Origin of the sequence: Blautia sp. AM28-27, assembly GCF_003480905.1 — a bacterium.
In the GTDB taxonomy this organism is placed as follows: Bacteria; Bacillota; Clostridia; order Lachnospirales; family Lachnospiraceae; genus Fusicatenibacter; species Fusicatenibacter saccharivorans.
Genome location: NZ_QUJK01000006.1, coordinates 152,536 through 176,554 on the forward strand (window position 1 = coordinate 152,536; position 24,019 = coordinate 176,554).

19 protein-coding genes are annotated in these 24,019 nt (G+C 48.8%); 3 read left to right on the plus strand and 16 right to left on the minus strand.

Features of this window, described 5'->3' with window-relative positions:
• Positions 1 to 34: 34 nt before the first annotated feature.
• The 11 genes from DW743_RS10580 to DW743_RS10630 all read right to left on the minus strand — a co-directional run bounded on the left by DW743_RS10580 (position 35) and on the right by DW743_RS10630 (position 15,684).
• Positions 35 to 1,405, minus strand: coding sequence for an MATE family efflux transporter (locus tag DW743_RS10580; RefSeq protein WP_117761458.1), 1,371 nt, complete (start codon positions 1,403 to 1,405; stop codon positions 35 to 37).
• 200 nt (positions 1,406 to 1,605) lie between these two features.
• Positions 1,606 to 3,825, minus strand: a complete 2,220-nt coding sequence (bglX, locus tag DW743_RS10585; protein ID WP_117761459.1) for a beta-glucosidase BglX — start codon at positions 3,823 to 3,825, stop codon at positions 1,606 to 1,608.
• Positions 3,826 to 4,013: 188 nt separating this feature from the next.
• Positions 4,014 to 5,609 (minus strand): response regulator transcription factor, encoded by a 1,596-nt coding sequence (locus tag DW743_RS10590; RefSeq protein WP_117761460.1) that lies wholly within the window; start codon positions 5,607 to 5,609, stop codon positions 4,014 to 4,016.
• Complete coding sequence (locus DW743_RS10595; protein WP_117761478.1) at positions 5,587 to 7,329, minus strand: sensor histidine kinase; 1,743 nt, start codon at positions 7,327 to 7,329, stop codon at positions 5,587 to 5,589. The genes DW743_RS10590 and DW743_RS10595 overlap by 23 nt, the downstream gene beginning before the upstream one ends.
• Before the next feature lie 195 nt (positions 7,330 to 7,524).
• Positions 7,525 to 8,427, minus strand: a complete 903-nt coding sequence (locus DW743_RS10600; protein WP_117510373.1) for a carbohydrate ABC transporter permease — start codon at positions 8,425 to 8,427, stop codon at positions 7,525 to 7,527.
• 12 nt (positions 8,428 to 8,439) lie between these two features.
• On the minus strand, positions 8,440 to 9,378 hold the full coding sequence (locus DW743_RS10605; RefSeq protein ID WP_117761461.1) for an ABC transporter permease: 939 nt from the start codon (positions 9,376 to 9,378) through the stop codon (positions 8,440 to 8,442).
• A gap of 150 nt (positions 9,379 to 9,528) precedes the next feature.
• Positions 9,529 to 11,055, minus strand: coding sequence for an ABC transporter substrate-binding protein (locus DW743_RS10610; RefSeq protein ID WP_117761462.1), 1,527 nt, complete (start codon positions 11,053 to 11,055; stop codon positions 9,529 to 9,531).
• A 142-nt stretch (positions 11,056 to 11,197) separates the two neighbouring features.
• Positions 11,198 to 12,988 carry an ABC transporter ATP-binding protein gene (locus tag DW743_RS10615; RefSeq protein WP_117761463.1) on the minus strand — a complete coding sequence of 597 codons (1,791 nt, stop codon included), beginning with the start codon at positions 12,986 to 12,988 and terminating at the stop codon, positions 11,198 to 11,200.
• A complete protein-coding gene (locus DW743_RS10620) occupies positions 12,960 to 14,276 on the minus strand; it encodes a nucleotidyltransferase domain-containing protein (RefSeq protein WP_117761464.1) in 1,317 nt (438 codons plus the stop codon). The genes DW743_RS10615 and DW743_RS10620 overlap by 29 nt, the downstream gene beginning before the upstream one ends.
• Positions 14,273 to 14,764, minus strand: coding sequence for a S24/S26 family peptidase (locus tag DW743_RS10625; RefSeq protein WP_117761465.1), 492 nt, complete (start codon positions 14,762 to 14,764; stop codon positions 14,273 to 14,275). Before DW743_RS10625 ends, DW743_RS10620 begins: the two co-directional genes overlap by 4 nt.
• The gene (locus DW743_RS10630; protein ID WP_117761466.1) at positions 14,761 to 15,684 is read right to left on the minus strand and encodes a hypothetical protein; all 924 of its coding nucleotides are present in this window, start codon (positions 15,682 to 15,684) and stop codon (positions 14,761 to 14,763) included. The genes DW743_RS10625 and DW743_RS10630 overlap by 4 nt, the downstream gene beginning before the upstream one ends.
• Positions 15,685 to 15,993: 309 nt before the next feature.
• Here DW743_RS10630 and DW743_RS10635 point away from each other — a divergent pair, with 309 nt between their 5' ends.
• The 3 genes from DW743_RS10635 to DW743_RS10645 all read left to right on the plus strand — a co-directional run bounded on the left by DW743_RS10635 (position 15,994) and on the right by DW743_RS10645 (position 18,016).
• On the plus strand, positions 15,994 to 16,332 hold the full coding sequence (locus DW743_RS10635; protein WP_117761467.1) for a PqqD family protein: 339 nt from the start codon (positions 15,994 to 15,996) through the stop codon (positions 16,330 to 16,332).
• Positions 16,329 to 16,718, plus strand: a complete 390-nt coding sequence (locus tag DW743_RS10640) for a hypothetical protein (protein ID WP_117761468.1) — start codon at positions 16,329 to 16,331, stop codon at positions 16,716 to 16,718. The genes DW743_RS10635 and DW743_RS10640 overlap by 4 nt, the downstream gene beginning before the upstream one ends.
• 176 nt (positions 16,719 to 16,894) lie before the next feature.
• Complete coding sequence (locus DW743_RS10645; RefSeq protein WP_117761469.1) at positions 16,895 to 18,016, plus strand: radical SAM/SPASM domain-containing protein; 1,122 nt, start codon at positions 16,895 to 16,897, stop codon at positions 18,014 to 18,016.
• A 91-nt stretch (positions 18,017 to 18,107) separates the two neighbouring features.
• Here DW743_RS10645 and DW743_RS10650 read toward each other — a convergent pair whose 3' ends face one another.
• The 5 genes from DW743_RS10650 to DW743_RS10670 form a co-directional block, all read right to left on the minus strand.
• Complete coding sequence (locus tag DW743_RS10650) at positions 18,108 to 18,713, minus strand: type IV toxin-antitoxin system AbiEi family antitoxin domain-containing protein (RefSeq protein WP_117761470.1); 606 nt, start codon at positions 18,711 to 18,713, stop codon at positions 18,108 to 18,110.
• Between the two features lie 278 nt (positions 18,714 to 18,991).
• Positions 18,992 to 20,074: a histidinol-phosphate transaminase gene (gene hisC, locus DW743_RS10655; RefSeq protein WP_158565853.1), complete on the minus strand. Its 1,083-nt coding sequence runs from the start codon at positions 20,072 to 20,074 to the stop codon at positions 18,992 to 18,994.
• A gap of 122 nt (positions 20,075 to 20,196) precedes the next feature.
• Positions 20,197 to 21,861, minus strand: coding sequence for a peptide ABC transporter substrate-binding protein (locus DW743_RS10660; protein WP_117761472.1), 1,665 nt, complete (start codon positions 21,859 to 21,861; stop codon positions 20,197 to 20,199).
• 91 nt (positions 21,862 to 21,952) lie between these two features.
• Positions 21,953 to 22,978, minus strand: coding sequence for an ABC transporter ATP-binding protein (locus tag DW743_RS10665; RefSeq protein ID WP_117761473.1), 1,026 nt, complete (start codon positions 22,976 to 22,978; stop codon positions 21,953 to 21,955).
• Positions 22,971 to 24,014: an ABC transporter ATP-binding protein gene (locus tag DW743_RS10670; RefSeq protein ID WP_117761474.1), complete on the minus strand. Its 1,044-nt coding sequence runs from the start codon at positions 24,012 to 24,014 to the stop codon at positions 22,971 to 22,973. The genes DW743_RS10665 and DW743_RS10670 overlap by 8 nt, the downstream gene beginning before the upstream one ends.
• Positions 24,015 to 24,019 lie beyond the last annotated feature (5 nt).

Here is a 24,019-nt window from a genome sequence, read left to right on the forward strand (position 1 = left end):
CTCCTGTTTTAGTTTTATATTGGTAATGATTCGGTTAAATCTTGATTTTCACCCATTTTCCCTGTTTGAATCGGATCGTCGCAAAGATAAACCGTGACATCTGATCCGCCAGCACGCCGAACCAGATTCCGACGATGCCAAGCCCCAGCGTGTAACCGCCGAGATACGAAACGATCGTACGAATAAATGTAACGCTGATCATGGATGCAACTGCCGTATAAAGCGTATCTCCCGCACCGCGCAGGCATCCCATGTAAATAACCTGACAGATCTGGAAAATGACGACGAAAATAATGACATGGATGATGCTGACACCGATTTCAATGATATGCTGTTCTTCGAAAAACAGACTGTACAGCCATCTTCCGCCGAAGAGATAAATCGCAACGAGGCATACTGCGATGCCCGCGCCGATCAGACGGCACGTTCTGCCGTACTCTTTCGCAAGATCCGGCTTTTTTGCGCCGAGGCTCCGGCCGATCAGTGCAACCGCTGCGGACTGGAGGCCATCGCCGAACGCAAACGAAAGCGACATAATATTCATGCCGACCTGGTGTGCCGCCATCGCATCGGTTCCCTGCTTGGCCGCCATGATCGCCGTCATCATAAAGCCGATCCGCATGAAAACCTGCTCGAAAAACACACTGTACCCGACCCTGACCAGGCTGATGAACGCTGCAAGCGTCGGTTTAATTTTGTTCTTCAGAATATAGCCAAGGTTCAGGAATCCGTCTTGCTTTGTGATGGAAAGGATGCTCATCACACATCCGACAACCGTTCCTGTGACGGTTGCCAGTGCCGCACCCTGAATGCCGAGTGCCGGGAACCCGAAATGGCCGTTGATCAGAAGATAATTCAGAATAATATTAATCGTATTTGATGTTACATTTGTGCGCATCGTGATTTTTGTATTGCCCGCACCGCGCTGTGCCGAGTTGATCCCCATCTGGATACAGTTAAAAATCATACCGCCCATGATGATACGGAAATATGTTACTGCGCCGTTATGCGTCTCCGCCGTTGAGCCGCACAGATGGATGATCGGACTTGCAAACGCCACAAATCCAACACTGAATGCAGCTGCCGCAAGGATAATAAATACAAGCGCAGTTACCAGGGTCTCATTCGCCGCACTCTGTCTTTGTTCCCCTCGCCGCCGCGCAACAAGGGCGGAAATCGACACATTCAGTGCAAAGAAAAACGCCAGGCCAAGCAGCTTCGGCTGTGTCGTCAGGCCGACCGCGGCAACTGCGTAAGAGCCAAGCGAGCTTACCATCAGCGAATCCACAAGACCCGCAAATGCAATAAAAAACGACTCCACGATCGCCGGCCACGCCATGTTGACGGCGGTCTGGAATGTGTCTTTGTGGTATTTCCCCTGTAACTTGTTTCCTAAGTACCCCATTTCTTTTCCTCTCTTTCGTCCCAATACCAATTTCTATTTTACTTTGTTTTAACAGAAGGGTCAATACGGTACCGGCAGAAAAAAGCCAGCCGCAAAAGCAAAATTCTTTTCGCTTTTTGTGGCTGGCTTTTCTTTTATCTTTCCGTAGCGATTCAGACCCCCATCTTGATTCCGCTTACGCTACATCCCAGTATTGCTTCTTATTTTTTCAGCACAAATTCTGCCTTATTCTCTGTCGTGCTGTCGCTTCCGATGAAGACTTCGAAAGCACCGTTTTCACTTTCTACACGCTCATTTTCTGTCAGGAAGCGAAGCTCTTCTTCTGTGATTTTGAAGATGACTTCGGTTTCTTCTCCCGGCTGAAGGGTTACCTTGCAGAAATCTTTCAGCTCTTTCACCGGGCGTACCACGGATGCGGCTACGTCGTGGATGTAAAGCTGTACGGTCTCGGTTCCCTTTGTATCGCCGGTGTTTTTCACGGTTACGGAGGCTTTAATCTCATCTTCCATGCCAAGCTCTGCCTTGTCCAGTTTCACATCTGAAATTGCAAAGCTGGTGTAGCCAAGGCCATATCCGAACGGGAACAGTGGTGCGTTCGGGATGTCGAGGTATTTGGAACGGAAACGGTCTTTGTCCTTGCCCGGCACATGCGGTCTTCCGGTGGAATACTCGTTGTAGTGAACCGGCACCTGGCCTACAGAGTACGGGAAGCTCATGGTCAGCTTGCCGCTTGGAGCGTATGCACCGAAAACAACGTCTGCGATTGCATTGGCACCCTCGGTACCCGGCATCCATACTTCAAGAACGGCTTTTGCTTTCGATACGACATCGCGCAGGTCGAGCGGACGACCGTTGAAGAGAACAACGACAACGTTTTCATTGACTTCTGAAACGCGCTCAAGCAGTCTCTGCTGGATTTCCGGAATGCGGATGTTCGCGTTACTGGTTGCCTCGCCGGACTGCAGACGGTCCTCACCGATCGCAAGAACGACAACCTCGGCCTCCTTTGCTGCGTTTACAGCCTCAAGAAGCATTGCCTCCTCTTCCTCCGGTGTATGGGACTGCTCCATCGCCTCGCCGAAGCCCTCCAGGCGGATGTCGGAGCCAAGCATCGGAGAGCCTGCATGGAAGCTCATGTTTGTCGTATCTGCCTGCGCTTTTACGGCCTCTTCCAGATTTGTCACATCCTTTGCATCTCCGATAAAGGACCAGGCGCCCATCAGGTTTCTGCTGTGGACATACGGTCCGACCCAGGCAATCTTCTTCTCCTTGCCAAGCGGCAGGATTTTCTCTTCGTTTTTCAGCAGGACAAACGATTTTCTTGCGGCTTCTCTTGCCAGGGCGCGGTGCTCTTTGCAGAGAATGACCTCTTTTTCTTTCGTCTCATCTGCGTCTTTATACGGATTTTCAAACAGTCCCAGTTTGTTTTTCAGTTCCAGAATACGCATGCAGGACTCATTGATCAGATCCTCGGAAATCTTGCCCTCTCTTACAAGACGGCACAGGTTTTCGCAGTAAATACCGGTCATCATATCAATGTCAACGCCTGCCTCGGCGGAGCGGACAGCTGCCTCCTCACGGTCTGCGCAGTAGCCGTGGTAAATAATCTCCTCGATTGCCGCCCAGTCGGAAATCAGAACGCCGTCAAATCCCATCTCGTCACGCAGAATGCCGCGCATCAGTTTCTTGTTTCCGGTTGCCGGAACACCGTTTACCGTGTTGAAGGAAGTCATTACCATCGCTGCTCCTGCATCGATGCCGGCTTTATAGGATGGCAGATAGAAGTCACGGAAGGTATGCTCGGAAAGCTCTACGGTGTTGTAGTCTCTTCCCGCTGTCGGAGCGCCATAGCCTGCAAAATGTTTCACGCAGGAAGCAATCTTGTACGGCTCCTTCAGATCGTCTCCCTGGAATCCGCGCACCATTCCGGCACAGAACAGACCGTTCAGATACGGATCCTCACCGGTAGACTCCATGACACGGCCCCATCTTGCATCGCGGACCAGGTCGGTCATCGGTGCGAAGGTTACGTGAAGGCCGGAAACGGCTGCCTCTTTTGCAGCAACTGCCGCACACTTTTCGGAGAGCTCCGGTTCAAACGTTGCGCCCTGTCCCAGCGGAATCGGGAAAATAGTCTTGAAGCCGTTGATGACATCCAGCATGAACAGCATCGGGATGTGATGCGGGTGCTGCTCCACAAAATCCTTCTGGATTTTCTTTAATGTTTCTGCGCCCATGGAACCCAGGATGGAACCGGAAAGCGCTACATTTTCCGGCGTAAAGCCTTTATCTGCCATCGGTCCCATCGCCGTGATGTCCATATCTTTATTGAAAAAGGCACCCACCACCTGGCTCATCTGGTTTACTTTTTCTTCCAGCGTCATGTCGGCCAGAAGCTCTTTTAATTTCTGCTCGGTCATTTTTTCTCCTCCATACCTCGTTTTTGCTGTATCTGCTTTTTCAGAAACCCCTAAAACGTCAGAAAAATACCGTTTTTCCGTTATTTTTCTGAATTTTATACTGAAATTTTACCACATCTGATCCGAAAAAAATATTCCCTGATCTGACCTTTTTCTTTCACTATTCTGACCTGTTTACTGCTGTTCCGCTATTGCTCTCCAAAGCTTCTTCGGTATTCCAGCGGTGCGTATCCCGTATTGTCCTTAAACATCTTCGTAAAGTACGAGAAATTGCTGTACCCCACATACAGCGACACCGTATTGATCGGCAGCGTGCTCTGTGTCAGAAGCTTTTTTGCCTCCTCCACCCGCTTTTGGATGATATAATTACTGATCGAAATACCCTTTTCTTTTTTAAAAATCCGGGACAGATAATCCGTATTCAAAAAGACAAGCTCCCCAAGCTCCTCCCGGTGAATCTCCTCCCGGTAATGTGCATCGATATAAGCGCATACCTGACTCGTAACCGAATCTGATTTGTTGATGTACTGTCTGTACTGAACTGCTTTCCGAACCAGTACCCCGGCATATTCCATCATCTCTTCTCTGCCATAAAGGGAATTCCGATGCAGGTTTTCCATGTCCGCATCTGCAAACAGCGCGTACGCCTTGATCTCCCGTTCCGAAAGCCATGCATACACCACCTGGGTCAGATCGGTACGGAGCGCTACCAGAAATTCTCTGGTAATCATTCCTTCCCGTTCCGTCCGGTCAAGGTATTTCTGCAGCCGCTCCAGCAGCTCCTCCGGTTTTTCCTCCGAAAGCAGAGTTTTCCACACATCCAGCTCCTTATTTTCGTAGCTGGTCTGCGGAGCCTGAAATTCATTCAGAAACAGCACCTCGTTCCGCACGGAAAGGCTTCCCTCCCGCATTTTCTGAAGATTCCGGCTCTGCTTTTGCATCCCCAGTACAGATTCCCACTGCCCGGCGCCGCACCACAGCTCCGGATAGATTTTTTCATTCATCCACGCAACAAATTGCTGCAGAATTTCACAGTCCCGCCCGCCGTCCTGCGGGAATGCTTTTTCCCTTGACTGCGTAACAATCCAGTAGATGCCCGGTTCCTGATAAAAAACAGTATCTACCGCAATGTCCGTTTCCTCATACAGTTCCGACAGCACATTTTCGATCACAAATTCCATGGTCGCCGTATCCCACATTTCCCGCTTATTGCTCTTTATTTCCGGCATCAGACAAATCAGCCGGAAATAGTGTCCCGGTCCGTATGAAAGCTGGCGCTGTGCTGCCGTTTCGCAGAATTTTTCCTCGGAGAAGCCGCTTTTCAGCACATTTTTCCAGATATCCTGCTGCAGAATTTTTCTGTTCTGATTCCACTTGATGCTTTCCTGCCTGAGATCCTGTATTTTCTTTTCTTTCGCAACAGATTCCGCCGCACGCTGCACGGCCGCCTTCAGCTTTTCAAAATCAATGGGCTTCAGCAGATAATCGACACTGTTCAGCTGTATCGCTCTTCTGGCATAGTCAAACTCCGCATAGCTTGTCAGGAAGATGACCTGGACCTTCAGCTCCTCTTTCCTGACCCACTCCACAAAATCGAATCCCGTTCCGCCCGGCATCACGATATCGCTGATTACAATATCAATATCCACCATTCCCATGATGTTCTTCGCCTGCTGTACGGAAAACGCAGTGTACACCTCGCTCACCCCGGTCTCTGTAAGATCGAGATTTCTTTTGATACTTTCAATCACGTACTCTTCATCATCCACGAGCAATAGTTTCATGTTCTTCTCCCCCTGTCTTGTATGGAATATGGATATCTACAATCGCTCCGCCGAGCGGGCTGTTATCGAAATGAATCTCTCCTGTATCACCATAATAATAACGGAATCGTTTCAGGCAGTTTTCAATCCCGATATGCTTTCCATGCTCGGAAATATCTTCCCCTGCTTTCAGCCTTTGCAGCGTCTCCTCCGGGAAGCCGTTTCCGGTGTCCGAAATATAAATGTTGACATACTTTTCTTCGCCGCGGTCCTCCGGGTAAACCGTCACGGAAATCAGCGGAACCGTCTCCAGCGTCAGGGCATGTTTTGCCGCATTCTCTACAAACACCTGAATCAGAAACGGGAAGATTACCGCGTCTTTCACTTCTTCATGGACTTCAAAATAATAGGTGAATTTTTCCGGATAGCGCAGCAGCAGAATTTTGAGGTAATTTTCGCAGTGGTTCGTCTCCGCCGTCACCGGCACCATCTCGCTTGTATTGCGGAAAATATAGGCGAGATAATCGGACGTAATACGGCTCATCGACTTTGCATGGTCGTACTGTCCGAAGTCAATCATGCTGTAAATAAAGTTCAGACAGTTCATGTAAAAATGCGGACGAATCTGGATTTTGAGGTAATCCATCTCGATTTTCTGTTTTTCCAGCTCCTGCTCATACAGCGTGATCTTCAGACGTCGGATCTGATGAATCATGTTTCGGAATTTATCGTCAATCTGCTCCAGCTCTACCAGGTTTCCTTCCGACATCTGATAGGTGAGGTCCCCATTGTCATATTTCTGAAGATTTTCCGTAAACATACCGACCGGCTTCAGGATTTTTGTTTCCAGGTGGAACAACAGCACGGAACCGGCAATCACCATCAGAAAAGCAACGCCAAGAAGGGCAAACACACTTCCCGTCATCAGATTTAAGACTCCCGTCCAGGAGATTTTAATCCGGATTTCAAACGGCGCCTGCGAAAGTTCCTGCCGGAAGGTGTAATTGTCGGTATTAATTTTCGAATTGTCCGTTACAATTCCTTTTTCCGTCAGTGTTCCGATGCTTTTCCCGTTCTGGTCAACGAGACTGACATAGCCGCTCTTTCCAAGAGACAGTTCAGAGAACGGCTCCAGAATTGTCTTCAGATTGACGTAGCAGCCGAATCCGACGCCCTGACTCTGTGCTACCTTGAGCATATAAACCTCATTGCCCTGGCGTATCACGGTCCATTTTTTCTTGACTGCATACGTCTGCTGGGACAGACTCCTGATCCGGCGCTTCAGCGCTTCCTGCAGATACGGATCAATGGAATAACGCCCGTCGGAGGAAATGCTCAGCTGATATAAGCTCTCATCCTTCTGCGTATAGAGAAAAACATTGTAATCCGTTCCAAAATCCCACGCTGCAGATACATAGTTCCTTCGCAGCTGTGTGATGACATATTCCTCATACTGATCCTTCTCCATCAGATCCATGTATTTCCAGAAAGCAGAATCCGGGTTGGAGCTGTCCATTACAGTCGAGAACAGGTTTCGGCTGATTCGAAAAAAACGGTTGTCCAGCTCATCCGTATACAGCTTTGAAATCTCTTCCAGCTGCTCATATACCTGCCGCTGCGTCCGGTTCAGAATAAGCACGCTCCCAGCCAGAAAAAGCAGCAGCATACTCAGCATGCAGATCAAAAGATAACGCCCCTGCTGCGCCAGTGTTGTTTTTTTCGTCTGTTTTGAAATACGCATGAAGTTTCCTCCTTTTTTTCTGTTCCGGTACGCTCGGAATCTTTCCATGTTTGTTTTTGCGAACGAATCTTTTTTACTGACTATGATAATACAGCAGAAAAACAGCACACCTCATGTTTTCATGAGTCTGTACTGTTTTTCTGCTGTATGCCGGAAACACAAACGTGTTTCTCTTTTTTCATTTCCGCATGTGAATCATCCTTTTACCGCGCCAAGTGTGATACCTTCTGCGAAGTATTTCTGAAGGAACGGATAGATGATAAACAGCGGCAGCATGGCGATAAATGCGATTGCCATACGGATCGAGGTTGTCGGCAGCTTTGCCACCTCGGCACCGATATTTCCGGTTACTTTTCCACTTGCCAGGTACTGAATATCGGTGATCATCTGATTCAGCAGGTTCTGGATACTGTAAAGCTTCTGACCGTCATTTCCTGATAAATAGTATAAACCATTTGTCCAGTCATTCCAATAGCCAAGTGCGGAAAACAGTCCCATGGTTACCAGAATCGGTTTTCCAAGCGGCAGTGTGATGCTGGTGAAAATCTTCATGTGTCCTGCGCCATCGATTTTGGCCGCCTCGAACAGCGCGTCCGGGATACTGGTGTTAAAGTAGCTTCGGATCATCAGCACGTTGTTTGCGCTTAACAGGAAGCCTGGAACAATCAATGCCCAGATCGTGTTTTTGATATGAAGATAATTTACATACATCAGGTAGGTCGGCACCAGTCCGCCGTTGAACAGCATCGTAAAGAATACGAAAAAGGTAATTGCTCTGCGGTACGGCAGTTTTTTAACCGAAAGCGGATACGCCAGAAGAGAGGACATCGCAATATTTGCAGCGGTACCGACGATGGTTACAAAAATGGTGATTCCGTATGCTCTCAGAATTTTCTCGCCCTGGCGGATGATATAGGAGTAAGCATAGAAGCTGAATTTCTCCGGGAAGAACGAATATCCGTTGCGGATCAGTGTGTTTTCATCGGTCAGCGAGGAAATAAATACGAGTACAAACGGCAGTACAATGGATAAGGTAATCAGAATGAGTACTACATTAATCCAGAACTGGAAACGTTTTGCTTTTTTTGAATTTGTCATACTTCCATCCTCCTAGAATAATGCCTGGTCTTTGTCTACTTTGCGGACAATCCAGTTGCTCAACATTACGACACAGAAGCCTACCAGAGACTGGTATACACCGGCTGCAGATGACATACTGATATTTCCCTGTTCAATCAGGGCACGGTATACGTAGGTATCGATAACGTTTGTGGTCGGGAACAGAACACCGGAGTTCATCGGTACCTGATAGAACAGACCGAAATCGGAATAGAAAATTCTTCCGATGCTGAGAAGCAGCAGGGTAATGATGGTCGGAACGAGACTCGGCAGTGTGATTTTTGTGATCTCCTGCCATTTGCTTGCACCGTCCAGTCTGGCAGCCTCATAGAAGGAAGGATCAATACCGATCAGCGATGCGATATAAATCAGGCATCCGTATCCTACGCCCTTCCAGCAGTTCGCGATGATCAGGATCGCCGGCCAGTATTTCGGTTTCTGGTACCACTGGATCGGGTCAATATGGAAGAACGGAAGGATCGAATTGTTGACAAGACCATTTTCCGCACTCAGAAGCGCATATACGATGTAGCTTAAGATAACCATGGACATCAGGAACGGAAGAAGAATTGCACTCTGGTACACTTTTTTGAGCTTTGTATTTCTTACCTCCGTAATCAGAATCGCAATGGCAATTCCGACTACCATGTTTACAAGAATAAATGCAACGTTATACAGCAGCGTATTTCTTGTAATGATCCATGCATCCTTCGAGGAAAACAGGAATTTGAAGTTGTCAAGTCCTGCCCACGGGCTTGCCCAGATACCTTTTGCAAAGTTCAGTTTTTTAAACGCAATCACCATACCTGCCATCGGGATGTAGTTGTTGATCAGCAGATACAGAAGTGCCGGAAGCATCATCAGATAAAGCGGCCAGTATTCCTTCAGCACGTTTTTCTTTTTCTCTTTTTTAACCTCTGCTTTTTTCATAAAGCGTGTCTCCTTTTATGAGGGCTGTTTTTTCAGGTTCTTTCACAGAGAAAGCTCCACATCTTTTCTGGTAAGAGTGGAGCCTTCGGTTACTGTATCACACCGGATTTTCTTTTGCCCCGGTCGTGTTCTTTTTACAAATCATGGTGCCTATTTGTCTGCAAGAAATGCATCCAGCTGCTCCTGCTTTGCAGCAATAACATCATTGATTCCCGCATCGTCCAGTGCTTCCAGGAACTGTGGAATCAGTTCTTCCGGATCACCGGAACCGCTGTAAAGTGCTCCGCTGTACTGTTTTACAACGTTAGACAGAGCCGATACCTGATTGGTATATTCGCTGTTATCAAAGATAAATCCAAGTGCTTTCGACTCGATACCGGAAGCGTTGAACTCCTGCATTTTATCCCAGAGCTGCGGGTCAGATCCATCCCATTTGTATGCGATGAACTGGTTCGGAAGCTCCCATCCACAGTTAAAGCTGTAGCCTACGTTGTCTGCTGTTACACCGTCCGGGTAGTTGATGATTCCGTTTTCTTCATCTTCTACTACGTAGTCGGTTCCCTCTTCGCCCCAGTTCAGAAGGTTCATGATCTCCGGGCTGCCGTAGATGTAATCGAGAACCTGCATTGCTTTTTCCGGGTTTTCGGAATTCTGTGCTACAGAGAAGATAATTCCGCTATAGGAGGAAGAATTAATCATTGGCTCATCATAGAATGGTACGATTTCAAAATCATATCCAGTGGAGCTCTGGAACTCAACCGGGGTACCTGGATGATAGGAGAAGAACAGGGAGAACAGGTTTCCTGCTTTGCATACGGTTCTCCAGTTTTCTGTGTTTGTTCCGGCATCCTTGCTGATATAGCCTTTCTGATACCAGTCATACAGCATTGTTGTGGTGTCTTTGAACCAGTCAGTTGCAAAGAAGTTTTCTACGGTTGTGCTGTTTGCCTGATCCATCAGAACGCCGCAGAAATTAGAATCACCAAGTCCATCGCCACGGAACAGACGGGTCAGTGGGGTATCACCTTCGTTGATGGAGTACAACATGGTCATGTCAGGCTCGCCTGCCTGTACGGTTTCAAATACTTTCTCCATATCCTGTGGTTCTTTGATATCATCGGTATTGATGTTGTATTTCTCTACCAGGTCTTTTCTCATGAAGATTGCCGGGATACTTCCTCGCTCGATCTGGTTCGGAACGCCATAGACAAATCCATCAATCTGATTGGTTTTTGCAATATCCTCGCCAAAAACATCCTTCAGATTCGTTCCATATTTATCAATCAGTTCAGACATATTCATGATCTGTCCGGAATGCATATACTGTACGGCTGTTGATGCATTTGTGTACAGAAGATCGATTTTCTCATCGCCGGAAAGCATCAGCTGTAACTGCTGTGTTGCGCTTGCCCATGGAAGAACAACGATATCGAGCTTTGCGTTCAGCTCCGGCTCCAGAATTTCGTTGATTTTTTCTTCGATTCTTTCTTCATCCGGCTGTGTAGTTCCCTGCAGTACCATAGTTACGGTGTACGGCTCGCCTTTTTCCTCTGTCTTTGCCGTACTTCCGGAAGCTGCGGAGGAACCGGAATCAGAACTGGATCCTGTGCTTCCGCATGCTGCCATGGAAAATGCCATGGTTGCCGCAAGAATGCCTGCTAACACTTTTTTCTTCATACTTTTTCTCCTTTTCACGTATCGTGTTGTGTGACCTTTGATGGTTGTATTATAGCAGGATTTTGACTTGCAACTCTATAACTGATTTGACTTTGAAGTATCACTCTTCCGACCTTTGTGTCTTTTTTGTGTCTTTTTTCTGTCAAAAATCTTCCACCATCTTTGCCCCTTCTGCCCCATCGAGTTCGGTCACGGTTCCATTCATGACACGGTAAACTCTCTGGCAGAGGCTGAGGACACTCGGACGGTGCGTCGTAACGATACAGGTTTTGTTGGGACGCTGACGGATGATGTTTCGGAGGACGTTTCGTTCCGTCGTGACATCCAGTGCCGAGGTGGCTTCATCTAGAAGCAGCACCGGAGCATCACGGAGAACGGCGCGGGCGATAGCAAGCCGCTGGGACTGACCTTCGGAGAAACCGCGGCCACGTTCCCCGACGCGGCTGTTGATGGTGTCCGGCAGATGCTGAACAAAATCCCAGGCGCAGGAGATTTTGAGCGCTTCAATGATCTCCTCGTCGGTCGCATCCTCTTTTACCATGCGCATATTTTCGGCGATTGTGCCGGAAAGGATCGTATTTCCCTGTGGAACATAGGCGAAGAGATGACGCGTTTCGGCGTTCATGGGAACCGTTTTTCCGTTTGAGGCAATGATCACGGTTTCCCCCTCCTGCGGGCGGATAAGGCCGAGAATCAGGCGAATCATCGTTGTTTTTCCCTCGCCGGACGGGCCAACCAACGCTACAATCTCGCCGGGGGCGGCCTGAAACTCCGATCTGGTGATTACTTTGTTTCCTTCTATATAGGAAAATTCTACCCCGTGCATCTGTACCCGGAAACCATCCTTTGCCAGCGGATCAAGCGCGGCACTCTCCGGGATATGGACTTCTTTTGGCAGCTCTACGAGCTCACGGATCCGGTGCGCCGAGACGGAGCTGTTGAGGAAGGACGGAATAATCGAAATCACGTTTCCAAATGCGCCGGAAAGGTTACTCCGCTGCTGCAGGAACAGTGTCATGGTTCCATAGGTAATGTCGTGCGTCCACAGACGGAACAGGCAGTATCCGAACGCCGTAAACTCCACCGCACTCCCGAGAATAGACATTACGATATTGGTTTTAATCGTAAACAGATTATATTTTAGGCTGATGTCTTTGAAAAGTCCCTGCCACCAGCGCATCTTTTTGCTGTAATACGGCGCAATGCCAAACGATTTGATGGTATCAAAATTGTAGAATGCTTCTACCTCAAAGCTCATCAGGTTGCTGCTCATCTCGCGCACTTTTTTGCTGTATTCCCGCTGACGGCGGATCATAAAACGGGACATCAGAAGCAGAAACGGTGCGCTTAAAAAGGCAATCAGCGCCATGACCCAGTCATAATGCAGGATCACGAAGAAGGTGGCAATAAACCGATACACGGCAATGATAATCGTCGGGAGCCAGCTGATTGCGTTGCCGCTGACCGTTCCAATGTCGCCGTTAAACCGGTTGAGTACGTCACCGTTTGCGTATTTGCTGATTTCCAGCCAGTCCGCATCGACGATTTTGTCGAAAATATCCGCCTGGATGTCGTTGTTGATCGCGATGCCAAGCTTCGTTGAAATACGGTTGATGACACTCTCAAATCCAAGACTGAACACGGTGCTTCCGATCATGATGCAAAGCAGCAGCGGGAGCTTCTGTATCTGGTATCCGGTAATGATATCGATCAGGTATTTTCCTGCCACGCTGCCGACAAGCCCAAGCGAAGTGCTTAAGATACCGAGAATCGTATAAAAAACAATCGCACCCTTATAGCGCGCGCTGTAGCCAAAAATCCATTTCCAGTCATCGATGATTTCCGAGAACGTTCCGTTTTTCCATCGCTCCGACAGGATACGGAGAGACTCAAAGGAAGCGTCTTTACTTTTCTCTTTGGATTCTTCCTGCATGCGCGTCTCCTCTCTTTTTCCAGTCTGCGGTGCGGATCATATCGTATTTTTTCAGCAGCTCGACACGTCCCGCGCCCACTTCAATGCTCGATTTCTGTTCTTTTTCTCCCTGTCCCAGCCATTTCAGGATCCGCTGCACATATGCAGCCGGAAGCAGAAACGGATACCTCGCCGCATAGGGATACTTGTTTTTCATATAGGAAGCTTCCGGAACCAGCGATTTCCAGATTCCCCCCGCCGTGTGCTTTTCCGCCCCGTTCTCTGCCGCATACAGGGTAATGTTTGCGCTGTGGATCCGCCCCGCGCTCGATTTTCCGAACGAACCGGCATCGAGAATATCGATCAGAAGCGCTTCGGAATCCGGGTGAAGCTTCTTTGCGGCACGGACTGCCCCACTTGCTTCATAAGAAAAGCCCAGATACCGCTCGCCGATATCCAGCAGATTGATACAGAAGCACGTCATATGATACTCTTCGCACAGCTGCCAGAACATTTCCCAGTCTATTTTTCTTCCATATACACGAATCATCTGTACCATGTCACAGATCTGACGGATCCCGACGCCGCCGTGAAGAAAGTGCTTGAAGCTGTGACAGAGAAGATAGAAAAGATGATGCGTTTCTTCTAAGGTAAAGATGCTCTGCCCCCGCACTTCCACTTTGGATGGATGCGCAAAAACATCGGAAAATGCACGATTCAGATAACTATAGGCAGAGGATTCTGTGCTGAACAGCCTGGTATGTATTTCATAAAAGGCTCCTGTTTTCGGATGAATATAGCCCATCTCTTCCGGGACATCACCGTCTTTGATGCCATCCGGCATTGCGGTTTCTTTGTCCCGCACAAAGCCCTTCCGCATAAAATAGGCATCCACTGCTGCAAAATCCTTTTCCGGAATCAGCAGATCCTCATCCCCGGACGGGCGCAGATCCGGCTTCGGATAGAGATTTCTGCACACAATTCCTTTCATCACCAGCGGCTGCACGCCCAGCTGCGTCAGCTCCTTTTCATCGGAAAGAAACCGCGCTGTACGCGAAACCTGCTGCAAAATACTCTGCATCGCCTGCGTTTTTACCTGTCTGCGAAGCTCGTCCGAAAGCTCTGCAAATTCCGGTGTTTTGCCCACAACATCGTAGACCGCTGACAGCAGCGAATGCTGTGCCGCGAGGACAAACAGATGATTCCATTGTTTTTCTGTCAGCGCCTGAATTTCCGCCGGCGATGCTTTTTCTTCTGTCAAAAACGCACAAATCACCGCAAGGAATGCGGTTTCTGTTTCTGTAATCATCTTCTTTTCCTTTCATTTTCTCTGCACGCATCATTTTTCTTTTTATCCACACCGAATAACCGGGCATATCCATGCATCAGAATCGGGCGAAGCGGGATGATGCGAATCCAGACCTGTGCAAAAAACTCCCACCAGAACGTTCCCGGTACAAGTATTTTTCCTTTTCGCTCCACTTTTGTCACCCGTGCAAAGATCTGCTTCCGTTGCACATGATGCTCGATTTCCGTCTGTGCATCCCCGATTATGTCATAACCGTCTGCATGAACGCGGCAGATCCGATGCACGACAAACTGTCCGCCCGGCCGCTCGTAAAATACGATATCACCTTTCCAAAGTTCCCGCTCCGGCGCTCGGAAGAAAATACTGTCGCGTCCATGAATCAGAAACGGCGCCATGCTGCTCCCGGAAATCACCATACGCACTTCTCTGCCCTGCTCTACAAGTTCTTTCAGCATTCCGACATAGGCACGTGTATCCATCATTTTCATGCATGTTTCTCCCTTTTCTGAATCATGTTTTTGTGCAGTGCAGCTGCATATGTTTCACTTTCGAACGAACCGGCCCCGATCTCCTGCTCCAGCGTTTTCACCGCATCTTCTGAAATGTCGCACGCCAGATGATACACCGGAACTTTTCCAGCAAGCTGTTCGAGAAGGTCGAGACTGTGCACCATTCCCTCCCTGTCCCAGCGGTTCATGGTGATCTGTCCGTACAGGTTTGTAAATGCCTCTGCCGGGCGAAGCCGCCACGCCTGGTTCAGCTTCGCCTGGCTCAGCATCACGATGCATCCGACTGGCAGTTTTTTGTTTTCGCAGACCTCCGACGTTCCGCAGACCGGCCAGCCGTTTGCTGTCCACATTTTGCCATCGTATTCAAGCAATGCCTTATCACCGTTTACGGTGCGGCTTCCCCGGTACTGCTCCCAAAGGCCCGCCTGCGTAGTTTTGCCCGTTCCAGATGGTGCTGAAAAGAGCATGGCCTTCCCCTGATACTCCAGGTATGCACAGTGCAGAATCAGGCATGGCCGCTCCGACAGGCGGCGTTCCAGTGCAAGAAGAGACAGAAATACAACCTCATATTTTGCAACTCCATCCAGATACCATCTCCCGACAAACACCTGTGCATGCTTTTGTGCCGTCTCACGATACAGTGCATAGGGACGCTCTTCTCCTTTCACACCGATCAGGCGGCTCTCCAGCCCTTCCCCGTTACGAAACACCTGCAAATCGACCCGGTTTACAAGTAACTCACCCTCCGCCTCCGGAAGTATATCGACAATAGTAATGGTATAGGTATAGTCTGTCGACTCCTTTTCCACCGCAAACTTTTCCATATCCGCCGGAAGGACCAGCTCCTCCGGAAAGCGCAGCCGGAAGGAAAAGCTTCCTGTCTGAAATGTTTTTTCCATAAAAACTCCTCTTTTTTCTCTGTGATCTTCCATTTTCCACACATCGTGTCACGATCCCTTTTTCCGCATTTATGATAGCAAAAAAAAGATGCTCAGTCAATTGTTTACTCCTGTTATGTAATGTAACTTGTAATTTTTTTACTTCCTTTTCTTTCCTGCTTTTCCTTGACTTTTCCACCTTTTTCTCTTATAATTACTTGTAATGATAACTGTAATTGCATTTCTGCGCGCTTTCTCCTATTTTACCGGTTTGACGGCAGAAATGGTGTTCGCCCGAAAAGGCACGGCACTTTGCAAGAGGAGGTTTTGATGGAACCAATGGCTTCTCCGACCCGGTCGGATCTGTTACAAACGATAAGAGAAAAGAAATATCGTGTCAGCGCCGATTATCTGCTGCGTGAAATCGCAGGAGAATACGCGATCATTCCCGTCGGGGCAGCGTCTCAGATTTCGAATGCTGTAATGGTTCCAAACGATACCGCCGTATTCCTCTGGAATACATTTTTGCAGCCGCATACCATTTCGGAGGTCGTTGCACAGGCTGCAGAAGAGTATGAGGCTCCGGAGAAAAAAATTCAAGATTCCGTATTAAACTTTGTGCATGATACTTTAAAATATCAATTATTAGAGGAGGTTGTTTCATTATGAGAAAAGAGTGGATGGAACCTGTCATTGAGGTTCAGGAATTTGTTGCAAATGAGTATGTGGCGGCTTGTGAAAGCGGAATGGTTTATAAATTTACCTGTGATGCTCCTGGAGGACCGTTGTATTATTATCCTGAGGGTGATGGTAAAATTAATGGAGAATACACTGGCCATGGATCTGCAGAATTGTTAGGTCTCTTCTATCACCCATGCGATGCTAAACACGAAGCCAGTGTAACAAGTGACTTTTACGATGGATTTGTTGATTACAATCATAACAGACGGCAGGATCCTAACGAAGGAGTCATTGTATGGCGCGGTCCAAACAATAATAACGGACATGCAACCATCGAATTAAACATGAATTCCTGGGCGACCGCAAAATCCTGATTGTTCCCACAACATCATATTTTTTCAAACGACTGTAAAAGGATCGAACCAACCGTTTCGATCCTTTTCTTTCTGTTCCCAGGCAAAGCGGATATTCGCAATCCGCTTCGCTACTTGCTTGATTCAGTTCATCCCTGGTCCTCTGGACCGGTTTTTGTTTTTTCGGAGGAATTTTTATGAACTATATGGACGACGCTTCGACCTTTGAGCATTCCCTTCTCCAGAAAGCCCGCCAGAAGCACATTCCCGTTACCGGCGCGCTTGAGCTTCTGCCGCTTTGCAATATGAACTGCGACATGTGCTATGTCCGTCTGTCCCGTTCAGAAATGGAACGGCAGGGACGGCTTCGCACGGTGGAGGAATGGGTTCGCCTTGCAGAACAGATGCAGAAGGCCGGTACCGTTTTTCTTCTTCTGACCGGTGGGGAGCCGCTGCTCTTTCCGGATTTTAAAACGCTGTATCGCAGGCTTCGAAATCTGGGCATGATTCTTACTATCAATACAAACGGAACTCTGCTGGACGAAGCCTGGGCTGATTTTTTTGCCACATACCCGCCGCGCCGCATCAACATCACGCTCTATGGTGCCGATGCCGCTTCCTACGACCGTCTGTGTCATTTTCCGCAGGGCTTCGATCAGACCCTTCGCGCAGTCCGGCTGCTCCGCGCGCGAAACGTGGATGTGAAGATCAGCTGCTCTGTAACCAAAAAGAATCCGCAGGATTTTTCCAGGATTTTTGCCCTCGGAAAAGAGCTCGGTGTCCCTGTTCACGCCGATCACTATATGATGCCCGCCGTCCGGGAACGCTCCCTCCCCTTCGATGCGCAGGTACGCCTGCACCCAGGGGACGCTGCCGCGCTGGCCTTTCAGGCGCTGAAGCTGCAGCTGGACGCCGATATTTTCCGGCAATATGTCCGGGAATCCGTCCGTCGTGTCAGCGACCCGGCTTTCCCGCGGGGGGACGGCCACATTTCCTGTCTTGCCGGGAACTGCTCCTTCTTTATCAACTGGCAGGGCCGGCTTTTCCCCTGTGTGATGCTTTCAGAGCTGTCGGCGCCGGTCTTTGATCTCGGCTTTTTGGCAGCCTGGGAAACGGTTTCCGCAAAAGCCCGGAATCTTTCGCTTAGCACAAAATGCCGGCAATGCCGTTTCCGGCCGATCTGCCGCACCTGCGCAGCAGCTTCCTTTTTAGAGACCGGTTCGTATCAGGGCGCGCCCGATTATCTCTGCCGCTATGCTGAACATTATTATGATCTGCTGCTCGCCGAGCTCGCTTCCTTTTCTTCCGATCCGTCATAAGTTGTATCTGAGCAAAAAAACAAAAACTCCCGCCGGAATCCATTTGGTGGTTTTCCGGCGGGAGCCTCTTTGCGGTTTCGTATCCTTTTTCTTATTCCCGGTACTCTTCCTCAATATTTTTTACAGCGCGAAGCTTGTTTGCATAGGCAAGGATCTCTTCCTTCGGATAATTCTGTTTCCGACACCAGGTTAAGATTTCTTCTTTTACCTCTTCCGGCATTTTGTTGTTCATGCGGAGACAGTCGCAGAAGGTTCTTTTCGGTGCATAATAGCGGTAAGATCCGAACTCTGTTTCTTTCTCACAGATTTCGCCCGGAAGACCTGCATTTTGGAAATAAAAACGTCTGATTTCAAAATTTTCCAGCTCCATCTTTTTCCGGTCTGTGCGGGATGTGGCAACCGCAATGGTTTCCGGCTCTTTTTCCAGCATTCCGGCAAGCCATGCAGCGCTGTCCATACAGATCACCGCGCGCGGGTTTACCTTTGCAATTTCTATATATTGATAGTCTTTTGGCTTTTCATAGCCGCACTCTTTGCACCAATACCATCCGCGTGCAAAACGTTCAAGACTTCCTTCCTCTTCCATTTCTGCAAGCTGCAGTACGGTCACCTGATGATCGCGGAGGTCTGAAAAGCTCATATAGCCATGATGTTGTTTAAATAAAGTCGTAATCTTCTGGTATGTTTTAAAAAGCATATCTTTTTTCCCCTTTCAGGATGTGTAACATCGTTTTTCATCTATAGGCGTTTGCACATATAATATTCCAATTTTCATCGAATGGCAAGCCTTAATTTCCGAAAGATTGTTTTTTCTCTGTATTTTTGTCATTCCTGCAAAAGAAGAGAGAAGAGACCGGATTTTTCACTATGAAAACCCGGTCTCTTCTCTCTTTTTTAGGTACTGTTTCTTTCTCTGTACGGTCTCTGTAACCATTCAGAGTCTCTCTTCATGCCATGCCGCATCCGACCGGCTTTTTATTCCTTTGCCGTTTCCAGAATCTCTTTCAGGTACTGAAGAAACAGCTGACATTCTTCCATCGTTCCCACGCTCACACGGCTCATCTCAAAAGCGCCGATACGGATGCCCTTTTCCATCAGCTGTTCCTGAATCCAGGCAGGATCTTTTCCGGTATCGAAGTAGATGAAATTCGACTGGGACGGATAAACCCTGCAGCCAAGCGCTGCCATCTCTTTTTCCAGATATTCTCTTCCCTCCACGATTTTGGCTTTCTGCTCCTGATAATATTCCTGGTCTGCCAGGCCTGCCACTGCCGCTTTCTGGGCACAGACATTCAGGTTCCAGGAAGCGGAACATTTCCGCATGATTCCAATCAGCTCTTCGGATCCCAGCGCATAGCCGACACGAAGGCCTGCCATCGCATAATATTTGGAAAAGGTGCGGAGAACCAGAATCGGTTTTTCCGGATGCGCTTTCATATAATCAACCATACTGCAGCAGTCCGGCTCGGTAGCAAACTCCATGTATGCCTCATCCATCACCAGCAGCACGTCCTCCGGAAGGGTATCTGCGAATGCCTCCAGCTCCCCGATCGGCACATACGTTCCGGTCGGGTTATTCGGATTGCAGATCACCACAATTTTTGTTTTTTCACCGATTTTTTCTTTCATGGCAGGCAGATTAAATTTCTGCTCCTCGGTTACCGGTACGGAAACCGGCACACCGCCATTTAAATACGCCATGTCGGCAAATGCCCCGTAGGTCGGAGCGGAAAACAGTACCTCATCTCCCTCGTCCAGAAAGGTCAGTCCGATCATATCGATCATCGCACTCGATCCGGCTCCGGTCAGTACATTTTCTGCTTTTAATCCGTACTGTTCTGCCACCTTCTGTTTCAGCAGTACTGCCGCAAAGTCAGGATAAAAATGGCTTCCCGCCATGGAGTCCTCCAGTGCCGCCACTGCCTTCGGTGACATTCCGTAATTGTTTTCGTTTAATCCCATATGGATCAGTTTTGAGGTGTCCTTCGCAAATGCTTTCTGACGTTTGCTCGGCGGCATACTCTGTAATGCGTGGCTGATGATTTTATTTACTTCCATATTCATTTCCTCCTGTTTCCACGGCTTCTATTGTTTTTTTTCCGGAAAATTACCGTTTTACGGCTCCCCTCGAAACAGCTGCTAAGCCATCTGCGGAGCCTTCCCGTTTTCCGATTTTTTGCTTAAGACTCAGAAGAGCTGTCTCCCAATACCAGATATTTGGTACGGATCATGTTTCTGGACGGGTCAATCTCAAAGTTTGTGATATCGGTGCTTACCAGATAAATATTGGAAGAGTTCAGTACCGGTACGCCGAAGCAGTAGTCGTTTACCAGTACGCTCTCAGCCTGGTGCAGCAGCTCAAATCTGGCGGTCGGATCGCTTTCCTCATTCGACTGTGCCATCAGTTCGTCATACTCCGGGCAATTGGTCTTGTTATCGTTGTAGCTGTCGTTGGAACGGTACATGGAAAGGAAGGTGAACGGATCGGTAAAGTCTGCAGTCCATCTCATGCGGGCAAGCTGGAAATCACCGGATCTTCTCTCTGCTACCTGTACCTGCTGCTCCTCTGCCTGAAGCTCCACCTCGATGCCAAGGTTTGTTTTCCACTGTGCCTGCAGGGCCTGTGCCATATCGCTGTCGAGCTGGAGGCTCGGGTATTTGTAGGTGATGGCCGAGAAGCCTTCTCCATCCGGGTAACCGGCCTCTGCCAGAAGCTCTTTTGCCTTGTCCGGATCAAAGCCGATCGGATCTTCCTCTGCTTCCTCTGCCCAGTCCTTGCCGCTTGCGGAGGATTTCAGATGTTTTGCTACGAAGAAATCACTTGCCTCATAAGAGGAACCGCACGCGGAAGCTACCTCATCGCGGTTGACTGCCATAGAGAACGCCTGGCGGACGCGGACATCGTCAAATGGTGCTTCATTTACATTGAACAGTACATAATAACTAGTCTGAGATGGAGAAGTAATCAGCTCATCGCTGTCTTTATACTCGTCCATAACGGTATAATCTGCTGAGATAAAGTTCAGCTCACCGGATTTATACGCATTAATGATGGACTGTGTATCGTCCATAACCATTTTTTTGATCGTATCGGTTTTGATCCGGTCTGCCTGAACGTAATTTTCATTTTTCTTATAAACGCTGTACTGGTTCGGTACATACTCTGCGAGGTAGTACGGTCCGCAGCTTACCAGCGCATCCATATCATTTCCCATTGCCCAGTCGCCGTTGGTTTCGGTCTGAAGCTCACGATGCGTCGGCATATAAACCGGAAGTACAAAGAGCTGTTCGAAGTAAGCGCACGGCTCCTTTAAGTTGAATACGATGGTCTTGTCATCGCTGGTGTCTACGCCAAGACCGCTCTCATCGCCGGTTCCGTTGTACATTTCCTCAGCTCCCGCAATCGGGTAAAGCATTGAGGAATAACCACTCTTGCAGTTCGGATCCAGTGCGCGGACAATGGTGTTTTTGAAATCGGCACTTGTCACATCGTCTCCGTTGCTCCATTTTGCATCGCTGCGGAGATGTACGGTGTACTGTGTCATATCCTCATTGACATCAACGCTTTCTGCCAGAATGTAATCCCAGGAACCGTCCTCTTTCATTTCCATGATCGGCGCCATACACACATCATCGTAGGACCACCACCATAAACCGCTCTCTCCTGCACTGTCCAGGCTTCCGGCCTCGGTATACATCGTTGTTACAATCATATCGGAAGTACTGCCGCTTTTGCCTCCGCTGGAAGAGCTGCTGCTTCCTCCGCTGCTTCCGCATCCGGCAAGGGATCCTGCCAGAAGAACAGCCGCTGCCAGTGTCGCTGTTGCTTTCCATAATTTCCTCATAATGTTCTCCTCCTTTTGCTGCTGATGCTTGTTTGAAACACAGCTCCGGTCCCTGGAACCTCTGTTCCCGAACCTGCGCACCGGAATGGTTCTATTTTGCTCCGGCCAGCAGCGGTTCGATTGCCAGACCCTCCCTCTGTCTCAAATACCGCGGGGAATATAAGAAGCAAGCCACTTTCCTGCCCTCAATATCATACGTTGCCGGGCGGGCCTGGCTGCATTCTTCCATAGCGTAGGGGCACCTCGTGTGGAACGGGCATCCTTTCGGCGGATGGATCGGACTCGGGATTTCGCCTTCCAGCAGGATTCGTTTTCTGCTTCTTGCGGTCTTCGGATCCGGGATCGGCTCTGCAGAAAGCAGTGCCTTCGAATATGGGTGAAGCGGACGGCGGTAAACATCATTGGATTCTCCGATCTCTACCATATGTCCCAGATACATGACACCGATCCGGTGGCTGATATGCTTTACCATGCCAAGATCATGTGCGATAAAGAGATAGCTGATGCCATCTTTTTTCTGAATATCCTCCAAAAGGTTGATGACCTGTGCCTGGATGGAAACGTCGAGCGCCGAAATCGGTTCGTCGCAGACGATAAAATCGGGTTCGAGTGCCAGCGTTCTCGCAATTCCGATTCGCTGTCTCTGACCGCCGGAAAATTCATGCGGATATCTCCGGATGTGGTCCGGTTTCAATCCAACCGTTTCCAGCAGCTCCTGCACGCGTTCTTTTCGCTTTTTTTCATCGTACATGTGATGAATCACCATCGGCTCCTCAATAATCTCACCGACGGTAAAACGGGGATTTAAGGATGCATACGGATCCTGGAAGATCATCTGCAGCTTCTGCCGGTAGGGAAGCATCTTTTTCCGGGAAAGCCTGGAAATATCTTCTCCCTCAAAAACGATTTCGCCCTTTGTCGGCTCATAGATCCGTAAAATCGTGCGGCCAAGTGTACTTTTTCCACAGCCGGATTCTCCGACCAGTCCGAAGGTTTCCCCTTTTTTTACCTCGAAGGAAATACCATCTACGGCAATGACCTTCTGTGCTCCCTTCATTCCTCTGTTCACATCAAAGTATTTACACAGGTTTTTTACTTCCAGTACATTTTCACTCATTGGCAGCCGCCTCCTCCCCGGAAACTGTGATTTTTGTTTCATCCATACATTCCAGCCAGCATCTGCAGCAGTGCGTCTCGCTGTAGGTTGTCACCGGAGAGGCCTGTACCTCACAGATCTTCATAGTGTAAGGACAGCGGCTCATAAATGCGCAGCCCTTCGGAAGCTTTAAGAGGTCCGGCGGTGTTCCCGGAATCGGAACGAGCGGTTCGTCGTTATCCTTTGCCGAATTGTTGATACTGTTCAGAAGACCTTTCGTGTACGGATGATGCGGTTCGTAGAAAATCTCATCGACGGTTCCCTCTTCTACGATCTGTCCTGCGTACATAATGGCAATCCGGTCACACATAGAAGCGACAACGCCGAGGTCGTGGGTAATCATAATAACGGAGGTTCCTTTTTCCTTCGTCAGCTTTTTCAAAAGCTCCAGAATCTGTGCCTGTACGGTCACATCCAGTGCGGTTGTCGGCTCATCTGCGATAATCAGCTTCGGATCACACGCCAGAGCCGTCGCAATGATGATTCTCTGCCTCATACCGCCGGAAAATTCGAACGGATACTGATCGAGCCGTTTTTCCGGACTTGGAATTCCGACCTGCCGCATCAGCTCAATGGCTTTCGCTTCCGCCTCTTTTTTGGAGCAATTCTGATGCTTTCGAATTCCCTCTGTCATCTGAATTCCGATTTTCAGGATCGGATTCAGAAATGTCATCGGATCCTGGAAAATCATGCCGATGCGGTTTCCGCGGATCTGCTGCATTTTCTTTTCATAAGCCCGTTTTTCTTTCCGGTCCTTCGTGTGCGGCGGAGAAATGTTTTCTCCGTCGAAAAGGATCTCTCCTTCTTCCACTCTGCCGTTCGATGCCAGAAGCCCCATCAGGGTCAGCATGCCGACACTTTTTCCGGAACCGGACTCGCCGACAATACCAAGTACCTCGCCCTCTTCCAGATGGTAGGAAACATCGCGGACTGCGCTGACGGTTCCCTGCTGCGTTTCAAATTTTGTTGTGAGATGGCTGATTTCGAGTAAACTCATACGCT